At 67.3% G+C, this 20,182-nt stretch carries 19 protein-coding genes; 10 read left to right on the forward strand and 9 right to left on the reverse strand.

All coding sequences use genetic code 11. The annotated features are described in order from the left end of the window. Positions 1-78 precede the first annotated feature (78 nt). The gene (locus NI2_RS12880; RefSeq protein ID WP_067490132.1) at positions 79-486 is read left to right on the forward strand and encodes a four-helix bundle copper-binding protein; all 408 of its coding nucleotides are present in this window, start codon (positions 79-81) and stop codon (positions 484-486) included. 119 nt (positions 487-605) lie between these two features. On the opposite strand, the gene NI2_RS12885 is transcribed toward NI2_RS12880, so the two are convergent. The 5 genes from NI2_RS12885 to NI2_RS12905 all read right to left on the reverse strand — a co-directional run bounded on the left by NI2_RS12885 (position 606) and on the right by NI2_RS12905 (position 6,145). Continuing rightward, positions 606-1,094, reverse strand: coding sequence for a hypothetical protein (locus tag NI2_RS12885; protein ID WP_067490135.1), 489 nt, complete (start codon positions 1,092-1,094; stop codon positions 606-608). Continuing rightward, the gene (locus NI2_RS12890) at positions 1,091-3,547 is read right to left on the reverse strand and encodes a molybdopterin oxidoreductase family protein (RefSeq protein ID WP_084476385.1); all 2,457 of its coding nucleotides are present in this window, start codon (positions 3,545-3,547) and stop codon (positions 1,091-1,093) included. The genes NI2_RS12885 and NI2_RS12890 overlap by 4 nt, the downstream gene beginning before the upstream one ends. 41 nt (positions 3,548-3,588) lie before the next feature. Continuing rightward, positions 3,589-4,098, reverse strand: a complete 510-nt coding sequence (locus NI2_RS35870) for a copper chaperone PCu(A)C domain-containing protein (protein WP_503826289.1) — start codon at positions 4,096-4,098, stop codon at positions 3,589-3,591. A gap of 36 nt (positions 4,099-4,134) precedes the next feature. Beyond that, complete coding sequence (locus NI2_RS12900; protein WP_067490141.1) at positions 4,135-4,839, reverse strand: class I SAM-dependent methyltransferase; 705 nt, start codon at positions 4,837-4,839, stop codon at positions 4,135-4,137. 187 nt (positions 4,840-5,026) lie between these two features. Then, positions 5,027-6,145: an acyl-CoA dehydrogenase family protein gene (locus NI2_RS12905; RefSeq protein WP_067490144.1), complete on the reverse strand. Its 1,119-nt coding sequence runs from the start codon at positions 6,143-6,145 to the stop codon at positions 5,027-5,029. A 91-nt stretch (positions 6,146-6,236) separates the two neighbouring features. Between NI2_RS12905 and NI2_RS12910 the strand changes: the two genes are divergently transcribed. From NI2_RS12910 to NI2_RS12920, 3 genes are all read left to right on the forward strand, one after another. Next, on the forward strand, positions 6,237-6,926 hold the full coding sequence (locus NI2_RS12910) for a winged helix-turn-helix transcriptional regulator (RefSeq protein WP_067490417.1): 690 nt from the start codon (positions 6,237-6,239) through the stop codon (positions 6,924-6,926). A 100-nt stretch (positions 6,927-7,026) separates the two neighbouring features. Beyond that, positions 7,027-7,260: a hypothetical protein gene (locus NI2_RS12915; RefSeq protein ID WP_067490147.1), complete on the forward strand. Its 234-nt coding sequence runs from the start codon at positions 7,027-7,029 to the stop codon at positions 7,258-7,260. A gap of 61 nt (positions 7,261-7,321) precedes the next feature. Continuing rightward, positions 7,322-8,515: a site-specific integrase gene (locus NI2_RS12920; RefSeq protein ID WP_067490149.1), complete on the forward strand. Its 1,194-nt coding sequence runs from the start codon at positions 7,322-7,324 to the stop codon at positions 8,513-8,515. A 62-nt stretch (positions 8,516-8,577) separates the two neighbouring features. Here NI2_RS12920 and NI2_RS12925 read toward each other — a convergent pair whose 3' ends face one another. From NI2_RS12925 to NI2_RS12940, 4 genes are all read right to left on the reverse strand, one after another. Next, complete coding sequence (locus NI2_RS12925; RefSeq protein ID WP_067490152.1) at positions 8,578-8,937, reverse strand: DUF3703 domain-containing protein; 360 nt, start codon at positions 8,935-8,937, stop codon at positions 8,578-8,580. 71 nt (positions 8,938-9,008) lie between these two features. Beyond that, positions 9,009-9,731: a helix-turn-helix transcriptional regulator gene (locus NI2_RS12930; protein ID WP_067490155.1), complete on the reverse strand. Its 723-nt coding sequence runs from the start codon at positions 9,729-9,731 to the stop codon at positions 9,009-9,011. A 287-nt stretch (positions 9,732-10,018) separates the two neighbouring features. After that, positions 10,019-10,903 carry a haloalkane dehalogenase gene (locus tag NI2_RS12935; protein ID WP_067490159.1) on the reverse strand — a complete coding sequence of 295 codons (885 nt, stop codon included), beginning with the start codon at positions 10,901-10,903 and terminating at the stop codon, positions 10,019-10,021. A 160-nt stretch (positions 10,904-11,063) separates the two neighbouring features. Next, positions 11,064-12,425: an aminotransferase-like domain-containing protein gene (locus NI2_RS12940; RefSeq protein ID WP_067490162.1), complete on the reverse strand. Its 1,362-nt coding sequence runs from the start codon at positions 12,423-12,425 to the stop codon at positions 11,064-11,066. Positions 12,426-12,546: 121 nt separating this feature from the next. Here NI2_RS12940 and NI2_RS12945 point away from each other — a divergent pair, with 121 nt between their 5' ends. Genes NI2_RS12945 through NI2_RS12970 form a run of 6 tightly spaced genes read left to right on the forward strand, consistent with a single transcriptional unit; the run spans position 12,547 to position 20,152 of the window. Next, the gene (locus NI2_RS12945; RefSeq protein WP_174552205.1) at positions 12,547-13,389 is read left to right on the forward strand and encodes a nitrilase-related carbon-nitrogen hydrolase; all 843 of its coding nucleotides are present in this window, start codon (positions 12,547-12,549) and stop codon (positions 13,387-13,389) included. 16 nt (positions 13,390-13,405) lie between these two features. Beyond that, entirely contained in the window at positions 13,406-14,827 is a 1,422-nt protein-coding gene (hydA, locus tag NI2_RS12950; protein ID WP_067490168.1) for a dihydropyrimidinase, read from the forward strand. Between the two features lie 9 nt (positions 14,828-14,836). Further along, positions 14,837-15,862, forward strand: coding sequence for a TIGR03842 family LLM class F420-dependent oxidoreductase (locus tag NI2_RS12955; RefSeq protein WP_067490171.1), 1,026 nt, complete (start codon positions 14,837-14,839; stop codon positions 15,860-15,862). Beyond that, on the forward strand, positions 15,859-17,175 hold the full coding sequence (locus NI2_RS12960) for an aspartate aminotransferase family protein (protein WP_067490174.1): 1,317 nt from the start codon (positions 15,859-15,861) through the stop codon (positions 17,173-17,175). The genes NI2_RS12955 and NI2_RS12960 overlap by 4 nt, the downstream gene beginning before the upstream one ends. Positions 17,176-17,191: 16 nt before the next feature. Continuing rightward, positions 17,192-18,685, forward strand: coding sequence for a CoA-acylating methylmalonate-semialdehyde dehydrogenase (locus NI2_RS12965; RefSeq protein ID WP_067490420.1), 1,494 nt, complete (start codon positions 17,192-17,194; stop codon positions 18,683-18,685). Between the two features lie 24 nt (positions 18,686-18,709). Continuing rightward, a complete protein-coding gene (locus NI2_RS12970; protein ID WP_067490177.1) occupies positions 18,710-20,152 on the forward strand; it encodes an NCS1 family nucleobase:cation symporter-1 in 1,443 nt (480 codons plus the stop codon). The last annotated feature ends 30 nt before the right edge of the window (positions 20,153-20,182 follow it).

Below are 20,182 nucleotides of genomic sequence, written 5' to 3' on the forward strand. Positions count from 1 at the left end.
CCTCGGCGGTGTGCGAGCACCGAAGTCGGGTATCAGCGACCGTGATACCCGAACACCCGTGATCGAGGAGGAAATTCGATGAGCACAACCGCCGCCATGCTCAGTTCGCACCCAGCGGGCGCCGCCGCACCGAACCCGGCCCTGCTGGTCGAGTGCATCGAGGCCTGCTGGGACTGCACCCAAACCTGCGTGATCTGCGCCGACGCCTGCCTGAGCGAGGAATCGGTGGCCGAGCTGCGTAGCTGCATCCGCACAGATCTCGACTGCGCCGACATCTGCCGCACCACCGCCACGGTGCTGTCGCGTCGCGGTGGCGGCGACCCGGCCACCACCCACGCCCTGCTCGAGACCTGCGCCCTGATCTGCGAACGCTGCGCCGAGGAATGCGACCGGCACGCCGGACACCACGAACATTGCCGCCTCTGCGCCGAAGCCTGCCACCGCTGCGCCCGCGCCTGCCGCGCCCTGCTCGCCGAGTCGACCTGACCGCGATCGTGGCAGTGGTAGTCACATCACCCGGGATACGGTCGGCAACGGGTCGGCCCTCGACGGGATCGCCGATCTTCCCGAGCGCTGAGCCTGGCTGGGGAAGATCGCCGCCTCGGTCAGGGCGTCACCATGATCTGAGCGGCGTTCTCCTTCAATTCCGAGTTGGCCCAACGCATTTGACGCAACGTATCCGGATGACAGCGTTTCGCGAGGCCGAGGAGTTCCCGGTCGCCCAGTGCCTGCGCGGTCTGGGCCAGGATCTCCCAATCGAGCGAGACCCCGGCCGCGGTGCGATGGATCTCGCGCAGATCCCGCAACAACAACAAGCCGGGGGTGTGGTGGCGGCCGAGCAGCTCGCTGCCCTTCTGCCGCAGAGTGCTCAGGATGGTGGTGTCGTCGGCCGGTTCCGGGTCGAGATCGAGGCCGTAGTCGCGACCGACGCGGGCCAATTCGCTGACGTGGCGCTGCGACCAGCGGGCCAGATCGCGGCCGAGGTAAAAGATCTCGTGGTCGACCTTGTGCCGGTCCGAGGCGTGCAGCAGCTGGGCGGCCAGGTCGTTCTCCGCGCTGTGCAGTTCGCGCAGCGCCAAGCCGATCTTGCTCACACCACTTCTCCGATCATCTCGTCGGCGGTCCCGGCGGGACCGCCCGTTGTCTGCGTGACCCCGGCGCGCACCGGCCGCGAGGCGGTGGTTGTCGGTGCCGCGGACGGCACGCCCTCACTCGCGGCGACGCGCTCCACCCGTGCGGCGCCCGCTTTGAACAGCGGCTGCTTGGAGGCTGGATCCCAATCGGTGATGGTGAGTTCGTTCGCGGCGCGAGGGTCGCCGTCGCCGGGTTCGTGCCCGGCCGGGGTGTCCCAGTACCCGTAGTGAAAGGGCACGAACAGCACGCCCGGCCGAATTCCACTGACCCGCAACCGCGCTCGCACCGACCCACGGGCGGTGCCGACCTCCAGCAGGTCACCCTCGCGGTACTCGTTGGCGTAGGCGTCGTGCTCCGACATCTCCACCCACACCTCGGGCGCGGCGTCCTGCAGTTGCGGTACCCGCCCGGTCTTGGTTCTGGTGTGGAAGTGGTACAGGGTGCGCCCGGTGATCAGGTGATACGGGTACTCCTCGGAGACCGTTTCGTGGGGCGGCAGATACTCGGCGGCTTTGATGATCGCCTTGCCCAGGGGGTTCATCGCACGGTACTCGGTGGGTTCGAGTGGGGCGCCGGTCACCAGATCGCGGCCATAGCTCTCACACACCTGTGGTGCGCTGAAGAATCGCCCGTCGGTGTAGAGACGCTCGGTGCCGTCGGGGTATTCGTCGTTGCACGGCCACTGGATGCCGCTGCCGCCGCGCAACTTGTCGTAGGACAACCCCGTGTAGTCGCAGGGGCGTCCCTCGGTGCACCGCTTCCACGCCTCGAACGCCTCTTCCGGGGTGCGCCACTTCACCAGTGGCGCACCGTCTTTGTCGGTCAGGCCGAGCCGGTCGGCGAAATCGAGGAAGATCTCCAGATCCGAGCGTGCCTGCCCCGGTGGATCGACCGCCTTCTCCGACAGGTGCACCGTCCGGTCGACATTGGTGAAGGTGCCGGTCTTCTCACCCCACCCCGCCACCGGCAACACGACATCGGCCAGCTGCGCTGTCTCGGACAGGAACATGTCCTGCACGACCAGGAACAACCGATCCTGGCGGAGGATCTGGCGCACCCGGGCCAGTTCGGGCAACGACACGGCGGGGTTGGTTCCGCTGACGTGCAACCACCGCAGCGAACCGTCCTCGACGTAGCGCATCATCTGCATCAGATGAGTCGGGGCGGTGTAGTGCGGAATGCGCATCGGGTCGATATTCCAGATCCGGGCCAACTCCTCGACATGGGCGTCGTTGGCCCAGTTTCGGAATGCGGGCAGATCACCGTCGGCGCCGCATTCGCGGGTGTTCTGTGCGGTCGGCTGCCCGTTCATCTGCAAGATCCCGCACCCCGGCTTGCCGAGCATGCCCCGCACCAGGTGCACGTTGTCGACCTGCACGGCCGCCGCGGTGGCCTGATGCGATTGGTAGAACCCTTGCAGCACCGTGGACAACAACCGCTCCGCACGACCGAGCAGGCGCGCCGCCGCCCTCAGGTCGTCGACCGGGACGTCACACACATGGGCAACTTCGTCGGCCGGATATTGCGCGATCCGGGCCCGCAGCTCCTCGAAACCGACGGTGTGGGCGGTGATGTAGTCGTGGTCGATCCACTCGTTGTGCACAATTTCGTTCAGTAGCCCGTTCATCAGCATCACATTGGTCCCCGGTCGCGGAGCCAGATGCACCGTCGCGAGGCGTGCGACCGGGGTTTCGCGCGGGTCGACGCACACGATCGCGGGTGGGTTCGGTCCGGCCAGCCGGTCGAGCACCCGTGACCACAGCACTGTCTGAGTTTCGGCCATGTTGTGCCCGTAGAGGGCGATGACGTCGGCGTGGTCGATGTCGGTGTAGGAACCGGGTTGCCCGTCGCAGGCGAACGACTGTTTCAACGCCGCTGCGGCGGTCGCCGTGCACAACCGGGTGTTGCCGTCCATGTGGTTGGTGCCGATCCCGCCGTGCCCGATCAGGGCCAGCGTGTAGTACTCCTCGAGAAACAGCTGGCCACTGGTGTAGAAACCGATCGAGCTGGGGCCGCGCTCGGCCAGTAGCTGCCTGGCCCGGTCGACCATGGCCGCCATCGCGGTGTCCCAATCCGTTTCCACCAAGCGGCCGTCGCGGCGGATCAGCGGCACCGTCAACCGGTCCACGGAACTGTTGGCCTGCCAACCGAACAGATCCTTGGGCCCGAGCCTGCCGTGATTCACCCGATCCACGGCGCGCCCGCGCACACCGACCACGCGCCCGTCACGGACCGCGATGTCCAGGCCGTCGCCGTTGGAATGCAGTACCGACGCCGATTGCACCCAGGCATCGACGTCGTGCTCATCGATACCGGGCTCGAGATAGGTGTCCACCCGGACCGGCCATTGCCGGCCGGAACCATAGGGCGTGCGTGAACCCCAGGGCTCGGCGATCCGATCCACATCTGCCACATTCGCGCGATGCCCGGCGGTCGCCGTTTCAAACGGACCGATCAGGGGGACTGCTGGGTGGGGCAAGCATCGACAGGCACGGCCAGGTCGAGTGTTCCGGCGCCTTCGAAGGTGAAGCGCATGTCCACGTTGCGTCCGGGACGCACCCAGTCGGCAAGCTGCTCGACGTGCACCGTGATCGGTTCTGTGGTGGCAGGTTGTTCGATCGGCTGCCCGGCGGCCAACCCTCCTTCGGCGGGCAGGACCAGCGCTTCGGGGTCCTCGGGCAGCCGCACCATGGCCGCGGCGTCGGTCTGGATCCCGGTGAGCCGGTCCGCTGCCTCGCCGTTGTTGGTGGCGGTGAACGACAACTCAGCCGGTTCATCAGCGGCGATAACACACGTTTCCGACGCCGATGCCGGAACGAGGTACGCATTCTGCACGGTTATCGCCCCTACCCGCCCCGCACTCCCTCGCGCGTGCGACGAGTCCTCCCCTACCTCCTGCTCCCCACATCCGGCCACCGCGACCGTCGACACCGCAATCATCAGAATCGCTCGGTTGGTAATCATGGTTCGCGAATAACCGCTCGCACCGATCCCAACCCGTCACCGCGCGGTACACACCAGCATCTGGTCCGCGCCCGCCTGGAACTCGTAATCGACTGCCACTATCCGGCTGTCGACCCCGTCTCGGCCCAACTCCGCGATCAGTTCTCCCAGCCGCGCGTACGGCGTCGCGGCCCCCACCCCGAGCAGCGGAAAGACCCGGACCTCAGCACCGACTCGCAGCAGTTCGACGATGGCGCGGCGGTGGAACTCGTGCCCGAGGTCGTCGGCGTAACTGAACAGCAGATGCGAGCTGAGCACGAGATCGAAAGAGTCGTCGGCGAAAGGCAGCACCGGCAACCGGGCAGCGACATAGCGGTCGGGCGTCGTCCCGGCGTGCGCGACGAACCGCTCGGCCGAATCACGCCGGGCACGACGATGTTCGTCCGGACCGGCGAAGAAGGTCCAGCGATACTCCTCGGCGTGGGCGCGCACATACCTGTTGCCGCGATCGGCCTCGGTGACAGCGGTCGAGGCCACCCGCGCCAATCCGTCCGCGAAATAGGCGACGTCACAGGCCATCACGTCTGCGCCGAACTCGGACATCTCGGCGGTAAAACTCGCCGCACCACCGGGACAGTCGAGGATTCGGCGTCGCAGGTCGCGTTCGGTCAGCGCGAACATCGCCCGATACTCGGCCAACGAACGTGAACTGACGAGAATCTCACCGAAACCCTCGGTGGCCGGCTTCTTGTTGTCGATCATGGTCGACCTCTCCGTTCCGGGACCGCCCGAACCGGAACAGAGGTCGTTACGACAGATCTGGCCGCCTCCGGGGCGGCCGAGCACAACAAGGGGCCGCTAGAAGACCGGCCACCACCGCTGCGCGAACATCATCACCGGCCGATTACACCAGCTCCGCGTTCCGCCACGCAATTACATTCGTGCGGCGCTAGCAGTCGATCGGCGTGTGGCCGAGGAGGACGCGGCCGCTGAAGCGTGTTTGTTTGGCGCGTGGCAGGGGGTGGAATTGGCAGCCGAGGACATCGCGGTACAGACGTTCGAGGTCGCAGGTGCGGGAGTAACCGGCGCCGCCGGTGGTTTCGACGGCCAGGCGGACGGTGCTGATCAGGGCTTCGGCGGCGACGGTTTTGCGGCTGAGGGCGCGGGCGGCGTAGGCGTCGGTGTTGGGGAAGGTGAGGTCGTCGGCGTCGGTGAACATGGCGGTGACGAGGTCGTCGGCGGTGGTGTGGGCGTTGAGCATCTCGCCCGCGGTTTGCAGGGTGTGGTCGTCGGCGCGCCCGCGCAGCAGGTGGGCGGTCAGGGCGACCGCCGCGTCGGCGATACCGAGGTAGGCGGCCAGGATCAGGGGCAGGGCGGCGCCCATCACGACATTCAGCACGGTGGGCCACGCACCGGCGGGCCGGATCAGCGACACCGCCGCCTCGGGCACGAACACCTCGTCGAGGACCACGGTGTGCGATCCGCTGGCCCGCAAACCCAATGTGTCCCAAGTCTTCTCGATCCGAACACCGATGGCCGACATCGGGATCGCACAGTGCAGCACCTGGTTTCCTTCGAGGCGGACGCTGGTGACGAGCACGTCGCCCGCCTCGCATCCGCTCGCGGGCGCTTTGCGCGCACTCACCCGGTACCCGCCGTCCACCGGCACGGCCATTCCGTTGGAATCCACCCAGTCCGAGGCGCCGGTACTGACGAGAATCGCCCCTCCGACAACCTTCGCGAACACGCCGGAGGCATCGATACCGTGCTTGTGCCGCCACACCTGCGCGGCGACCAGATGCGAATGCATCGCGAACGCCACCGCCGTCGACGGATCGTGAGCGCCGAGCTCACGCAGCACAGCCCCCATTTCGGTATGCGTTGCCCCGCCGCCCCCGAATTCGGCCGGAACGAGCGCGGCCGAGAGCCCGGAGGAGCGCAGCAGGTCGAAGGCGGCGACGGAGATCTCGCCGGTGCGGTCGCGCTCGGCGACCTCGGTGCGCAGGGTTTCACCGATCGTGCGGGCCAGGGCGACCCGGTCGGTTGCGGAAGTAATCGTGGAAGTCATGTTTCGAAAGGTAGGGACGGGCGCGATAACCGGATAGTCCAGAAAGTGGACTTCCCCGGTCCAGTATCTGGACCCCGTCGGTGAGGTGATGATGACGAGCACAACCCCCAGCTACGCCCAGTACTGCCCCATTTCACGCGCCCTCGACGTGCTCGGTGAACGCTGGTCGCTGCTCATCGCCCGCGACCTGTTCCTCGGCACCACCCGGTTCAACGACCTCGCCCGAGGCCTGCCCGGCCTGTCGCGCAGCCTGCTGGCCAAACGGCTGCGCCAGTTCGAACGCGCGGGTCTGGTCGCCAAGCTCGGCACCGAGTACGTGCTCACCGAGGCGGGCCGGGACCTGGAACCGATCCTGTTCGGCCTCGGCGAGTGGGGTGCGCGCTGGACCTTCGGCGAACCACGCCCCGATGAACGCGACGCGGCCCTGCTCGTGTGGTGGATGCACAACCGCCTCGACACCACACAACTGCCGGGTCGCCGTCAGGTGCTCGCGGTCCGGTTCACCGACGATCCGCGCCGGTTCTGGATCGTGGTCGAGGCCGGCGCGGCGTCGGTGTGCGAGACGGATCCGGGATATCCGGTCGATGTCACCATCAGCGCCGACGTGGCGGGTTTGTACGAGGTGTGGCTCGGCCGGTTGCCGCTGACGCACGCCCAGCACACCGGGCGGGTGCGGTTCATCGGCCCGCACGCGGTAACCCGCCGGATGCCGGATGTGCTGCGGTTGAGCCCGGTCGCCGGGTACGTGCGCGCGACCACTCAGCAGGCCCGAGCCTCCTGAAACCGGACTTATTACGCAAATCCGAACAAAACGTGTCTGTTATCACTCCGTGGCCTATCGTGTTGGCAACGGCCGTGACCACAACGTTATTGTTCGAGTCATGGTACGTACCGGAGCAGAGCAGACAGAACCGGACGAACCGAATGTTCCTCTCCCCCAGCAGCATCCGGCACGTCTCGAACTGGTCGGCGATACCGACACCCCCGAACCCACGGCATCGGCGGACGACGGGTTCCCTCGCCTCGGCGACACCAGCTTCCTCACCGGCGCGGCCAAGCACCGCCTCGCCGCGTTCATCCACACCAAGCTCGCCGAACTCGAGGAACTACCCTGACCCCGGATTAAGCTGGGCGCGCCGTAGATCAGCGGCGACGACGCGGGCGAGGAGGGCAGCGGTGAGCGAGGCGGTCGTGCTACCCGAACGGGTCCGCACCGAACTACGCCGCGGCGTGCGCAGCGTCCTGATCGACGCCGCCGCACTACGGCTCGTCGGCGAACGCTTCGACGACGACCAAGCGAGTGCGCTGCGCCGCTATCTCGAGGCATCACAGTCGGCCAACACCTTGCGCGCCTACCGCACCGACTGGATCGCGTGGGCGGGCTGGTGCGCGGGCGAACACCGACAGGCGCTGCCCGCCGACCCCCTGGACGTGGCGGTGTATCTGGCCGCGGTCGCCGACGCCCGCCGCGAGAACGGCACGTGGGCATTCAGCCCCGCCACCCTCGACCGCAAATCCGCCGCTATCGCCGCCGTGCACGCGGCCAACGGTTTGCCGTCCCCAACCAGGTCCGACGTCGTGCGCCTCACCCTGCGTGGCATCCGGCGCACCCGCCGCACCCCACCGACCCGCAAACGCCCGGTCCTGCTGCACACCCTCGAACAGCTCCTCGCCGAACTCCCCGCCCCCGGCTGGCCCACCGAACCGGCCCGCCGCCGCGACGCCCTCGCCCTGCTGGTCGGTTTCGCCGGTGCGCTGCGACGCAGCGAACTGGCCGCCCTGCGCATCGGCGATGTCCAGGTACGCACCGATCACCACACCGGTGAACCACTGCTGATCGTGCACCTGCCGACCACCAAAACCGACCCGACCGGTGCGAGCGAACAGCGCGTCGCTCTGCCACGCGGCAAACACCCGCACACCTGCCCCGTCTGCGCCTTCGCCGACTGGGTGCAGCTCCTCGAAACCCGTGCCAGCACAGTTGATCTGCGCGCTTGGGTCACCGCGAACCCGATCACCGACACCACCATCCACCGCTGCCACGGCTTCACCGGAACCACCCTGAGCGGCGACCCCCACCGCCCCTTGTTCCCCACCGTCAACCGGCACGGCACCATCGCCCCCACCGCCCTGTCCGGCCGCGCCGTCGCCGAACTGGTCAAACGCTACGCCGCCCGCGCAGGCCTCGACCCCGACCTGTTCTCCGGCCACTCCCTACGCGCCGGTTTCGCCACCCAAGCCGCCCTCGGCGGCGCCAGCGACCGCGAAATCATGCGCCAGGGCCGCTGGTCCAACCCCCGAACCGTCCACGGCTACATCCGCACCGCCAACCCCCTCGAAGACAACGCCGTCACCAAACTCGGCCTCTGACACGCTGACCGACGCGCACCGGGTGCCCCGCGGAGCCGCTCACCCGAACGGCCGTACCTTCGTCATCGGGGTGTGGTCGCACCCGCGGAGAGTATGGCCATGAGATCTTCCGGGATGGGCATCGGCGTGAACGGGCCGATATCGGATCGACCGTTGTTGCCCAGTGGTGCCCGACCGGTCGCGGATGCGATGCCACCGAAGGCGAGTCGAAGGACCTGGCCGACGACTTCGCGGCGGTCGCGGGATCGGATCGCGAGCCGCAGCATCTCCCAGTGGGCGCGCGTGTGCGGCCACGCCCACTCCTGCGACAGGATGTGGGCCCGTTCGAGGGCGTGCCACATCTCATCGATATCAGTCGTCAGGCGAGCGCGGTTCAGTTCGGCTTCGAACGCGGATCGGACGCCGGCAGGCATGCGGGACATGGGGACCTCCTGAGTTGGATTGCCTCCCAACAGCGTTGCTGTCCACCTCGGCGCCTGCTTGAACAAACCTGCTACGGACCGTCGAGTTCGTCCACCAACCGCAGCTGCCCGAAGTGCGACGGGGCTGCGCCGAACATGCTGTGGCAGACGCGGTTCAGATGGGCGCTGTCGGCGAATCCCGCACCGTGAGCGGCCTCGGTGAGGGTCCGACCTGCGGCGAACAGCCGGATTGCGTGCTGCATCCGCAGCCAACGCACGTACGCCCGGAACGGAAGCCCCACTTCGGCCGAGAACAGGTGCGCCAGTCGGCTCTCCGACAGCCCCGCCCGCTGGGCGAGTTCACCGAGCCGCACCGGGCCGTCGGCGAGGAGCCCGGGCAAATCGGCCAAGGAACGGCGCACCGCCGGATGCCGGGCGCTACGGTCGGGCTCGCCCGCGCGGGTGACAAGGGCAGCCATTCCGATCGGGCCGCGGCTGAACATCGCCCCGTGACGCACCCAGACATCGACCGCATCCGCGGGATCGGGACACAGCACGGTCGCCACCGCCGCTTCGGGCGCCAAGTGGATCAATGTCGCCGAGGCGGTGCCCTCGACCACGCGGTGGCTGGTGTTCGGCGGAATCACCGCGGCCCGGCAGCTCGCGGTCGATCCGTGTGCGTCACCGATACGGAACGCGGACTCGCTCTGCATGATCTGCACCGTGTGGTGCGCATGCAGCGCCGTGGTTCCGACCTCACCCGTCAGCACCATCAACCCGGGCCGCAACAGCATCGTCCCGATCCATCCGCTCATGTGTTCTGCCCAGGAGCGGCCCGACACGCTGGGCCACCGACCGCGCGGTGCGAAGACTGCATGGTCGAAGTATGGCAATGCCACCAGCCCCCACCCCGGAACCGCGAGTGGGATTCAGGGGTGGTGCGCTCGCCTTCGACTGGCCGATGTGGGTGAGTCCGTCTTCTTCGAAGCGGCGCCGAAAGGGCAGTCGGCTGCCGTGGGCGGCGCATTCGATCCGATGGCCGGGGGCGCGCACCCTTACTGCGGATAGCCGATGTGGCTGGCAGGCACCGCAGCGCACAGGGTCAGACCAGCGCCTCGGCATGGAGTGCCTGCCGGCGCAGATCGTTGCGGTCGAGCCACTCGGAGATGGCAGCCGCCAGCAGATCCGGCTGATCCTCGGGAGTGTGGTGGCCGGCGACCTCGTCGTACTGCTGAATATGCAGGGCGGAAATGGTTTTCGCGCACCATTCGATGACGGCGGGTTCGGTCATCGCACCGTAGGCAGGCGTGAAGTTCACCATCAGCTTCGGCACGTCCGGGCTGGACGCGAGCCATTCGTCGTACGCTTCGGCGCGCGCGACGACATCGGTCGGCGTTCCGTCCAGCGGCATCGACCGGGCGAAGCGCAGCACGGGAATTCTGCTCTCCCGCGTCGGGAACGGGCGCTGGTACACCGCCAGGTCGGCGGGCTCGAGCCGACCCGAGATGGTGGCGAGCCCGTCTCGGACGAACGAATCCTCGAGGAAGATGGACTCACCCACACCGTCGGTCCGGATCGCACGCCACAGATCCCGACCGGCTTCGGGGAACTCCTCCCAGCTCATGGGTTTGATGATCGTCTCGGTGAACGCGACCCCGCGCACTCGATCCGGATGCCGTGCCGCCCAGTCGAAGGCGAGCGCGCCACCCCAGTCGTGACCGACGAGCACCACACTGTCCAACCCCATCGCCTCGATCCAGGCATCCAGATAGCGCGCATGGTCGTCGAAGCTGTAGTCGATCGCCGGCTTCCCCGACTCGCCCATGCCGATCAGGTCAGGAGCGATCAAGCGACCGGCGCCGACGCCGGGCAGAACATTGCGCCACAGGTACGACGAGGTCGGGTTGCCGTGCAGGAACACGATCGGTGCGCCGGTGCCGGTTTCACGGTGGTAGATGGTCGAGTCGAGTACACGGGTGACAGGCATGGTGGTCCTTTCAGCGGTGGAGCCAGGAGGCGATCCCGATCGACAGAGTCGGAATCTCCTACCAGTTAGTTAGCTAACTGACGGGAGACATTAGCGAGCACCCCGCTGTTTTGTCCAGAGTTAGTTGGACAACTCACCTAGAAGGGCGGGGCAGGCCCCGTCAACGCCCCGTATGCAATGAGAAGTACTCCGACTGCCGCGGCGGCTGGGCGGCGGTGGCGAGGATTCGTGCCACGTCGTCGATGCCGTCCCGCAACGGCGCGACGGTCACACGCACCGCCTGCGGCTGACCCGCCTCCTCACCCACCAGGAAAGGACCACCCGGAGCCACCCGAATGCCATTGGCCGCCAGGTGAACCAGCGCCGAGCGTTCATCCGTCACCGGCACCCAGGCATTGAGCCCGTCCCCGTCGGCGACTGCCACACCGTGCCGGCTCAAAGCACCGGTGAGTGCGCGTCGCCGACCGGCGTATTCCGTGCGTGCTTGCGAGACAGTGCCGTTCGCGGTGTCGTCACGCAGGAGTTCGTACAGCAGACGTTGCAGGATGCGCGGGGTCCAGCCGGGGCCGAGCATGCGGGTGGCGACGATGCGGTCGATCACCTCCTCGGGGCCCGAAAGGGCGGCGATGCGCAGGTCGGGGCCGTGGGATTTGGAGAAACTCCGCACGTGCAGCACCTGGTCGGGTAACCAGCGGCCGAGACTGATGTCGGGGGCGGCGACGATCGCACCGGAATGGTCGTCCTCGACGACCATGCACCGATGCTCGCTGCGACCGAGGATCCTGGCGAGCGTCTCGACGCGCTCGGCGGTCATGGACGCACCGGTCGGATTCTGGGCACGCGGCTGCAGGACGGCGGCGGCGGGCGCGAGCGTGAGGGCGCGCGCCAGTTCGTCCGGCAGCACACCGTTCTCATCCATCGCCACCGGGACGGCCTGTACACCGATGGTGTCGAGGTAGTCGAGGAAATGCGGGAAGGTCGGGTTCTCGACGATAACCCGATCACCGAAGCGCACCACCGCGGCCAGGCTGCGCGCCACCGCGTCCATCGCCCCGTCGACGACGGTCAACCCACCCGACCCCGTCGGCCAGTCGGCCTGCAGCAGCCGACCGAGCTCGGGAACCACCGGCGGCTGGTGATAGTCGGTGCTCTCGGCGCGCGAGGCCACCTGCGCGAGAAGCGATCCGATCTCGGGGAGCAGGGCGGGATCGGGCGTGCCGAGCGACAGATCCAGGCGCGCGGACTCGGCCCCACCGGTCATCCCGCCCGCACGCGTCGGAGCCGCACGAGGCACCCCGGTGACGAAGGTTCCGCTGCGCCCCTTGGAAACAACCAGCCCGGCCTGGGCCAACGCCCGCCACCCGTGGCTCACGGTCGCCGGACTCACTCCCAGCTGCGCGGACAGTTCGCGCACCGTGGGGAGCCGATCACCCGGGCGCAATTCGCCACTGGTGATGAGCCGGGCGATCGCACCGGCGATCCCGGCGGGCGTCGGATCATCGATCCGGATCTTCTTGTCCACTTTTCCCTCGCCGTCGGCCCCTCGAGATTTACACTTCCCGGCATTGGGTGAAACATTCAAGAAATGTTTAGTGCTGACGATAACATAACCCAAATCCTAGGCAGGAGATCGACCGGTGACGATCATCAAAGCAGCCATCACACAGGCCACCTGGACCGGCGACAAAGAATCGATGCTCGCCAAACATGAGAAGTTCGTGGAGCAGGCAGCCGCCGAAGGCGTTCAGGTGATCTGCTTCCAGGAACTGTTCTACGGGCCGTATTTCGGCAACGTGCAGGACAAGAAGTACTACGAATACGCCGAATCGGTGCCGGGCCCCACCACCGAACGGTTCGCCACCCTGGCGCGGGAGCACAACATCGTGATCGTGCTGCCGGTGTACGAGGAAGACCAGCCCGGTGTCCTCTACAACACCGCCGCCGTGATCGACGCCGACGGCACCTACCTGGGCAAATACCGCAAGCACCACATCCCCCACCTGCCCAGCTTCTGGGAGAAGTTCTACTTCCGCCCCGGCAACCTCGGCTACCCGGTGTTCGACACCGCCGTCGGCAAGATCGGCGTCTACATCTGCTACGACCGCCACTTCCCCGAAGGCTGGCGCGCCCTCGGCCTGGCCGGCGCCGAACTCGTCTTCAACCCCTCGGCCACCAAACCCGGCCTGTCCAACCGGCTCTGGGAACTCGAACAGCCGGCCGCGGCGGCCGCCAATCAGTACTTCATCGCCGCCAACAACCGGATCGGCACCGAGAGCGACGAATTCGGCGACGACGCGGTGACCTTCTACGGCAGCTCCTACTTCGTCGACCCGCGCGGCAATTTCGTCGGCGAGGTCGCATCCACCGGCACCGAGGAACTGGTGATCCGCGAGATCGACCTCGACGTGGTGCGCGAGGTGCGTGGCGACTGGCAGTTCTACCGCGACCGCCGCCCCGACTCCTACTCCTCGATCGTGGCGCCCTGAGCCGGAAAGGATCACCGTGGCAACAACATTGATCACCGGCGGCACCGTCGTCTCGGCGACCGGGCGCGGCGCGGCCGATGTGCTCATCGACGGTGAACGCATCGTCGCCCTCCTCGAACCCGGCAGCACCGTCCTCGGCGCGAATCTGACGGAAACGGTCGACCGCGTGATCGACGCGACCGGCAAATACGTCATCCCCGGCGGCATCGACGCCCACACCCACATGTCGATGCCCTTCGGCGGCACCACCGCCGCCGACACCTTCGAAACCGGCACCCGCGCCGCCGCCTGGGGCGGGACGACCACCATCATCGACTTCGCCGTCCAGAAATTCGGTGAGCGGGTCCAGGACAGCCTGCAGACCTGGCACGACATGGCCGCGGGCGAATGCGCGATCGACTACTCGTTCCACCAGATCATCGGCGACGTCAACGACGAATCCCTGCGCGCCATGCACGAACTGCCCGGCGAAGGCATCAGCAGCTTCAAACTGTTCATGGCCTACCCCGGCGTGTTCTACAGCGACGACGCCCAGATCCTGCGCGCCATGCAGACCGGCGCCGACACCGGCCTGCTCACCATGATGCACGCCGAGAACGGGCCCGCGATCGACGTGCTCGTCGGCCAGCTGCTCGCCCAGGGCAAGACCGACCCCTACTACCACGGCATCGCGCGCGCCTGGGAGCTCGAGGAAGAGGCCACCCACCGGGCGATCATGCTCGCCAAACTCACCGGCGCGCCGCTGTATGTGGTGCACGTATCGGCCAAGCAGGCCGTCGCGCAGCTCGCCGCCGCCCGCGACCGCGGCCAGAACGTCTTCGGCGAAACCTGCCCGCAGTACCTGTACCTGTCGTTGGAGGACCAGCTGGGCGCGCCGGGTTTCGAGGGCGCCAAATGGGTGTGTTCCACGCCGCTGCGTTCCAAGCACGACCACCACCAGGACGAAGCGTGGCAGGCGTTGCGCACCAACGACCTGCAGATGGTGTCCACCGATCACTGCCCCTTCTGCATGAAGGGCCAGAAGGACATGGGCATCGGCGACTTCTCCAAGATCCCCAACGGCATCGGCTCCGTCGAACACCGCATGGATCTCATGTACCAGGGTGTGGTCGACGGCAAGATCAGCCTCGAACGCTGGGTGGAGATCACCGCGACCACCCCCGCGCGCATGTTCGGTCTCTACGGCCGCAAGGGCGTCCTTGCCCCCGGCGCCGACGCCGACGTGGTGATCTACGACCCCAAGGGCCACACCTCCATCGGCGTCGACGCCACCCACCACATGAACATGGACCACTCCGCCTGGGAGGGCTACGAGATCGACGGCCACGTCGACACCGTGCTCTCCCGAGGCAAGGTCGTCGTCGACGACAACACCTACCTCGGCCGCAAAGGCGACGGACGTTTCGTCCGACGCGACCCCTGTCAATACCTCATCTAGGGAGCCACCATGCAATTCGGAGCGGTCCTGCAGTGCGACCCGCCTGCGGCGCGCACGGTGCACCTGGCCAAACTCGCCGAAGCACACGGCTTCAGCCACCTGTGGACGTTCGACTCCCACATCCTGTGGCAGGAACCGTACGTGCTCTACAGCCAGATCCTCAACGAGACCAAACGCATCACCGTCGGCCCGATGGTCACCAACCCCGCCACCCGCGACTGGACGGTCACCGCCTCCACCTACGCCACCCTCAACGAGGCCTACGGCAACCGCACCATCTGCGGCATCGGCCGCGGCGACTCCGCGGTCCGGGTGGGTGGCGGCAAACCGACCACCCTGGCGACCCTGCGTGAATCCATCCGCGTCATCAAGGAACTCGCCAACTCCCGCCCCGTCGAGGTCGACGGACGCGTACTGCAGTTCCCATGGAGCACCGGCTCGACCCTCGATGTGTGGGTCGCCGCCTACGGGCCCAAAGCCCTCCAGCTCACCGGTGAGGTCGCCGACGGGTTCATCCTCCAGCTCGCCGACCTCGATATCGCCGAATGGATGATCCGCACCGTCAAGGACGCGGCCGTCGCCGCCGGGCGCGACCCCGACGCGGTCAAGATCTGCGTGGCCGCACCCATGTACATCGGCACCGACTGGTCCCACATGCGTGACCAGTGCCGCTGGTTCGGCGGCATGGTCGGCAACCACGTCGCCGACATCGTCGCCCGTTACGGCGAAACCGGTTCCGTTCCACCGGCTTTGACCGACTATATCGCCGGTCGCGAAGGCTACGACTACAACCAGCACGGCCGCGCGGGCAACACCCACGCCGCCTTCGTCACCGACGACATCGTCGACCGGTTCTGTGTCCTCGGCACCGCCGAAGAACATCTGAAGAAGCTGCAGCGCCTCGCCGAACTCGGTGTCGACCAGTTCGCGGGCTATCTCCAACACGACAACAAGGAGGAGACCATGCGCGTCTACGGCGAAACCGTCATCCCCGGCATGACCAAACACGTCACCGCGATGAAGGCGGCATCATGACCGCCGCCGACACCGCGACCGACCTCGACGCCCTGGCCTACCGGCTCGACCGCGACCACGTCTTCCACTCCTGGTCCGCCCAGGCCGCACTGCAACCACTCGTCATCGCGGGCGGACGCGGCTGCACCGTGTGGGACCACGCCGGCCGCGAATACCTCGACCTGTCCAGCCAACTCGTCAACGTCAATATCGGCCACCAGCACCCGGCCGTCACCCGGGCCATCGCCGAGCAGGCCGCCCAGCTCACCACCATCTCCCCCGCCACCGCCAACCTCGCCAGAGGACAAGCGGCACAGCGCATCTCAGCTCTGGCGCCGGCCGGCTTCGACAAGGTCTTCTTCACCAACGGCGGCGCCGACGCCATCGAGAACGCCATCCGGATGGCCCGCCTGCACACCGGCCGCGACAAGGTGCTCTCCACCTACCGCTCCTACCACGGCAACACCGGCGCCGCCGTGGTCGCCACCGGCGACTGGCGGCGCGTACCCAACGAATTCGCCCGCGGGCACGTCCACTTCTTCGGCCCCTACCTGTACCGCAGCGAATTCTGGTCCGAGACCGCCGAACAGGAATGCGAACGCGCCCTGCACCACCTGGAACGGGTCATCCAGTGCGAAGGCCCCGCCTCCATCGCGGCCATCCTGCTCGAAAGCGTGCCCGGAACCGCCGGTGTGCTCGTCCCACCGCCGGGCTACCTCGCCGGTGTGCGCCAGCTCGCCGACCGCTACGGCATCCTGCTCATCCTCGACGAGGTGATGGCAGGCTTCGGGCGCACCGGCGCCTGGTTCGCGTTCTCCCGCCACGATGTCGTCCCCGATCTGATCACCTTCGCCAAGGGCGTGAACTCCGGTTACGTCCCGGTCGGCGGCGTCATCATCTCCGACCCCGTGGCACACACCTTCGACGACACCGTGTTCCCCGGCGGCCTCACCTACAGCGGTCACCCCCTGGCCGCCGCCTCCATCGTCGCCGCACTCGACGCCATGGCATCCGAGGGCATCGTCGCCAACGCCGAGCGCGTCGGCCGCGAAACCCTCGGTCCCGCACTACGAGCCCTCGCCGACGACTTCCCCGTCATCGGCGAGGTACGCGGCGAAGGCGTGTTCTGGGCACTCGAACTCGTCGCCGACCAGCACACCCGAACACCCGTCCCCGCCGCGACCATGGGCAAGCTCAAAACCGGTCTGCTCGAACGCGGCGTGCTCCCGTTCATCGCCGACAACCGCCTGCACGTGGTGCCGCCCTGCGTCATCACCGACGCCGAGGCCACCGCGGGCGTCGCCGCGATTCGTGACGTACTCGCCGGACTCTGAAGACAAGGAAACGACCATGACACAGATTCTCGAGCACTGGATCGACGGCAAGGCCTGGCCGGGCGAATCCACCCGCACCGCACCGGTCTTCGATCCCGCCCTCGGCACGCCTCAACGTGAGGTGCGCATGGCGACCGCCACCGACGTCGGCACCGCCGTCGCCGCGGCCGCCGCCGCCCTGCCCCAGTGGCGCGACAGCTCGATCGCCACCCGCAGCAGGTTCCTGCTCACCTTCCGCGAACTGCTCAATGCCCGCAAAGACGACCTCGCCCAGATCCTCACCGCCGAACACGGCAAGGTCCTCAGCGACGCGGGGGGCGAGATCGCCCGGGGACTCGAAGTCGTCGAATTCGCCCTCGCCATGCCACAACTGCTCAAAGGCGAATTCAGCCAGAACGTCTCCACCGACGTCGACGTGTACTCGGTGCGCGAACCGGTCGGGGTGGTCGGAATCATCAGCCCGTTCAATTTCCCCGCGATGGTTCCGCTCTGGTTCTTCCCGATCGCCATCGCCGCGGGCAACACCGTCGTCCTCAAGCCCAGCGAGAAGGACCCCTCGGCCGCGAACTGGCTCGCCGAACTCGCCGCCGAAGCGGGCCTGCCCGCGGGCGTTCTCAATGTGGTCCACGGCGACAAGGAAGCCGTCGACGCCCTGCTCGTCCATCCGGACGTCGCCGCGATCTCCTTCGTCGGCTCCACCCCGATCGCGCGCTACGTCTATCAGACCGCCGCCGCCAACGACAAACGAGTCCAGGCACTCGGCGGGGCCAAGAACCACATGCTCGTGCTGCCCGACGCCGACCTCGACCTCGCCGCCGACGCCGCCGTCAATGCCGGCTTCGGCTCGGCGGGCGAACGATGCATGGCGGTGAGCGCCCTGCTCGCCGTCGACAGCATCGCCGACGAACTCGTCGCCAAGATCGCCGAACGCATGAGCGAACTGCGCACCGGCGACGGTCGCCGAGGCTGCGACATGGGACCGCTCATCACCCGCGAACACCGCGACAAGGTGGCCGGCTACCTCGATGTGGCCGCCACCGACGGCGCCACCATCGTCGTCGACGGCCGCGAAACCAGCATCGACGGTGCGGCCGAAGGGTTCTGGCTCGGCCCGACCCTCATCGACAACGTCCCGACCAGCTCCGCCGTGTACCAGGACGAGATCTTCGGCCCGGTCCTCTCCGTCGTCCGGATGAACGGCTTCGAGGAGGGCATCGAACTCATCAACAGCTCCCCCTACGGCAACGGGGTCGCGATCTTCACCAACGACGGTGGAGCCGCACGGCAATTCCAGCGCCGCGTCACCGTCGGCATGATCGGCATCAACGTCCCCATCCCGGTGCCCGTCGCCTACCACAGCTTCGGCGGCCACAAAGCGTCGATCTTCGGTGACGCGAAAGCCTACGGACCGCAGGGTTTCTCGTTCTTCACCCAGGAGAAGGCGATCACGTCACGCTGGCTCGACCCGAGCCACGGCGGCATCAACCTCGGGTTCCCCCAGCACAGTTAGCAGCAGTAGTAGAGAGATAATGCGATGACAGAAACACAGGTCCACGCGCCCGAGGGCGCGGGACGACACTCGCAGCTGGTCAACGACGACTTGGCGCCCACTACCAAGGAGACGGCGACCTGGCGCACCTGGGACCTGTTCTGTCTCTGGATGACCTCGGCCCACAGCATCGCCAGCTACGGCTTCGCCGTCGGCATGCTCGCCCTCGGCATGACCGGCTGGCAGACCATGCTCGCCCTGTTCGCCGGTGTGCTGATGCTGTGGCTCGGGAGCAACCTCGTCGGTGTCGCGGGTCAGAAGGTCGGGGTTCCGTTCCCGGTCTTCGCCCGCGCCACCTTCGGCGTGTTCGGCGCCAACATTCCGGCCTTGCTCCGCGCGCTCGTCGCGATCTTCTGGTACGGCATCCAGACCTACCTCGCCTCTACCGCCGTGATCGTGCTTATCCTGCGGGTGTCGCCGGGTCTCGAGTCGTGGACGAAACCCAGCTTCCTCGGGCTGTCCGCGCTCGGCTGGATCGCGTTCCTGGTGCTGTGGACCGTGCAGCTCATGATCATCAGCTACGGCATGGAGATCGTGCGCAAGGCCTCCGACTTCGCCGGACCGGTCGTGTGGATCGGTATGATCGCCCTCGCCGTGTGGATCATGAGCGAGGCCGACTGGAGTATCGACCTCAATGCCCGTGCGGGTGAAGCACTCTCGAGTGGACAGACGGTGTCGGCGTTCATCGGGGTCGCCTTCCTGATGGTCGCGTTCATGGCCGGACCGCTGGTGAACTACGCCGATTTCGCCCGGTTCTCACCCAGCCAGAAGGCCATCCGGCGCGGCAACGCCTGGGGCATCCCCTTCAACGAGACCGCGTTCGTCGTCATCTCGATCATCATCTCCCTGGCCACTCTGAAGGTGTACGGGGAAGTGCTGTCGGACCCGGTGGAACTCGTCGCCCACATCGACAACGACGCGATCGTCATCATCTCCGCCGTGCTGTTCGCCATCGCGACCGTCGGCATCAACGTGGTGCTGAACTTCGTCTCCCCCGCCTACGACATCTCCAACGCCGCACCGAAGTACATCTCGTTCCGCACCGGCGGCATCATCACCGCCGTCCTGTCGATCGTCGTGCTGCCCTGGAAGCTGTGGGCCAACCAGGACTTCATCGTCTACTTCCTCGGCGGTGTCGGCGCCCTCATGGGGCCGGTGTTCGGCATCCTGGTCGTCGACTACTACCTGGTTCGCAAGCAGCGCACCGAGGTACCCGAGCTCTATTCCGGCGCGACCGACGGCACCTACTTCTACACCCGGGGCTTCAACCCGCGAGCGCTCGTCGCGCTGCTCATCGCGGGTGCGGTCAGCGTCTTCGTGGCCCTTGTTCCCGATTCCGCCTCGGTCACGGCGCTGTCGTGGCCGGTCGGCGCGGCACTCGGTGCGGCCGTCATGTACGGCCTGAGCCGCAAACCCGCGCAGGTCTGAACCCGTGGCTGTGCCCCGGCGACAACGACT

The sequence above is a fragment of the Nocardia ignorata NBRC 108230 genome (assembly GCF_001612905.1).
Taxonomy (GTDB): domain Bacteria; phylum Actinomycetota; class Actinomycetes; order Mycobacteriales; family Mycobacteriaceae; genus Nocardia; species Nocardia ignorata.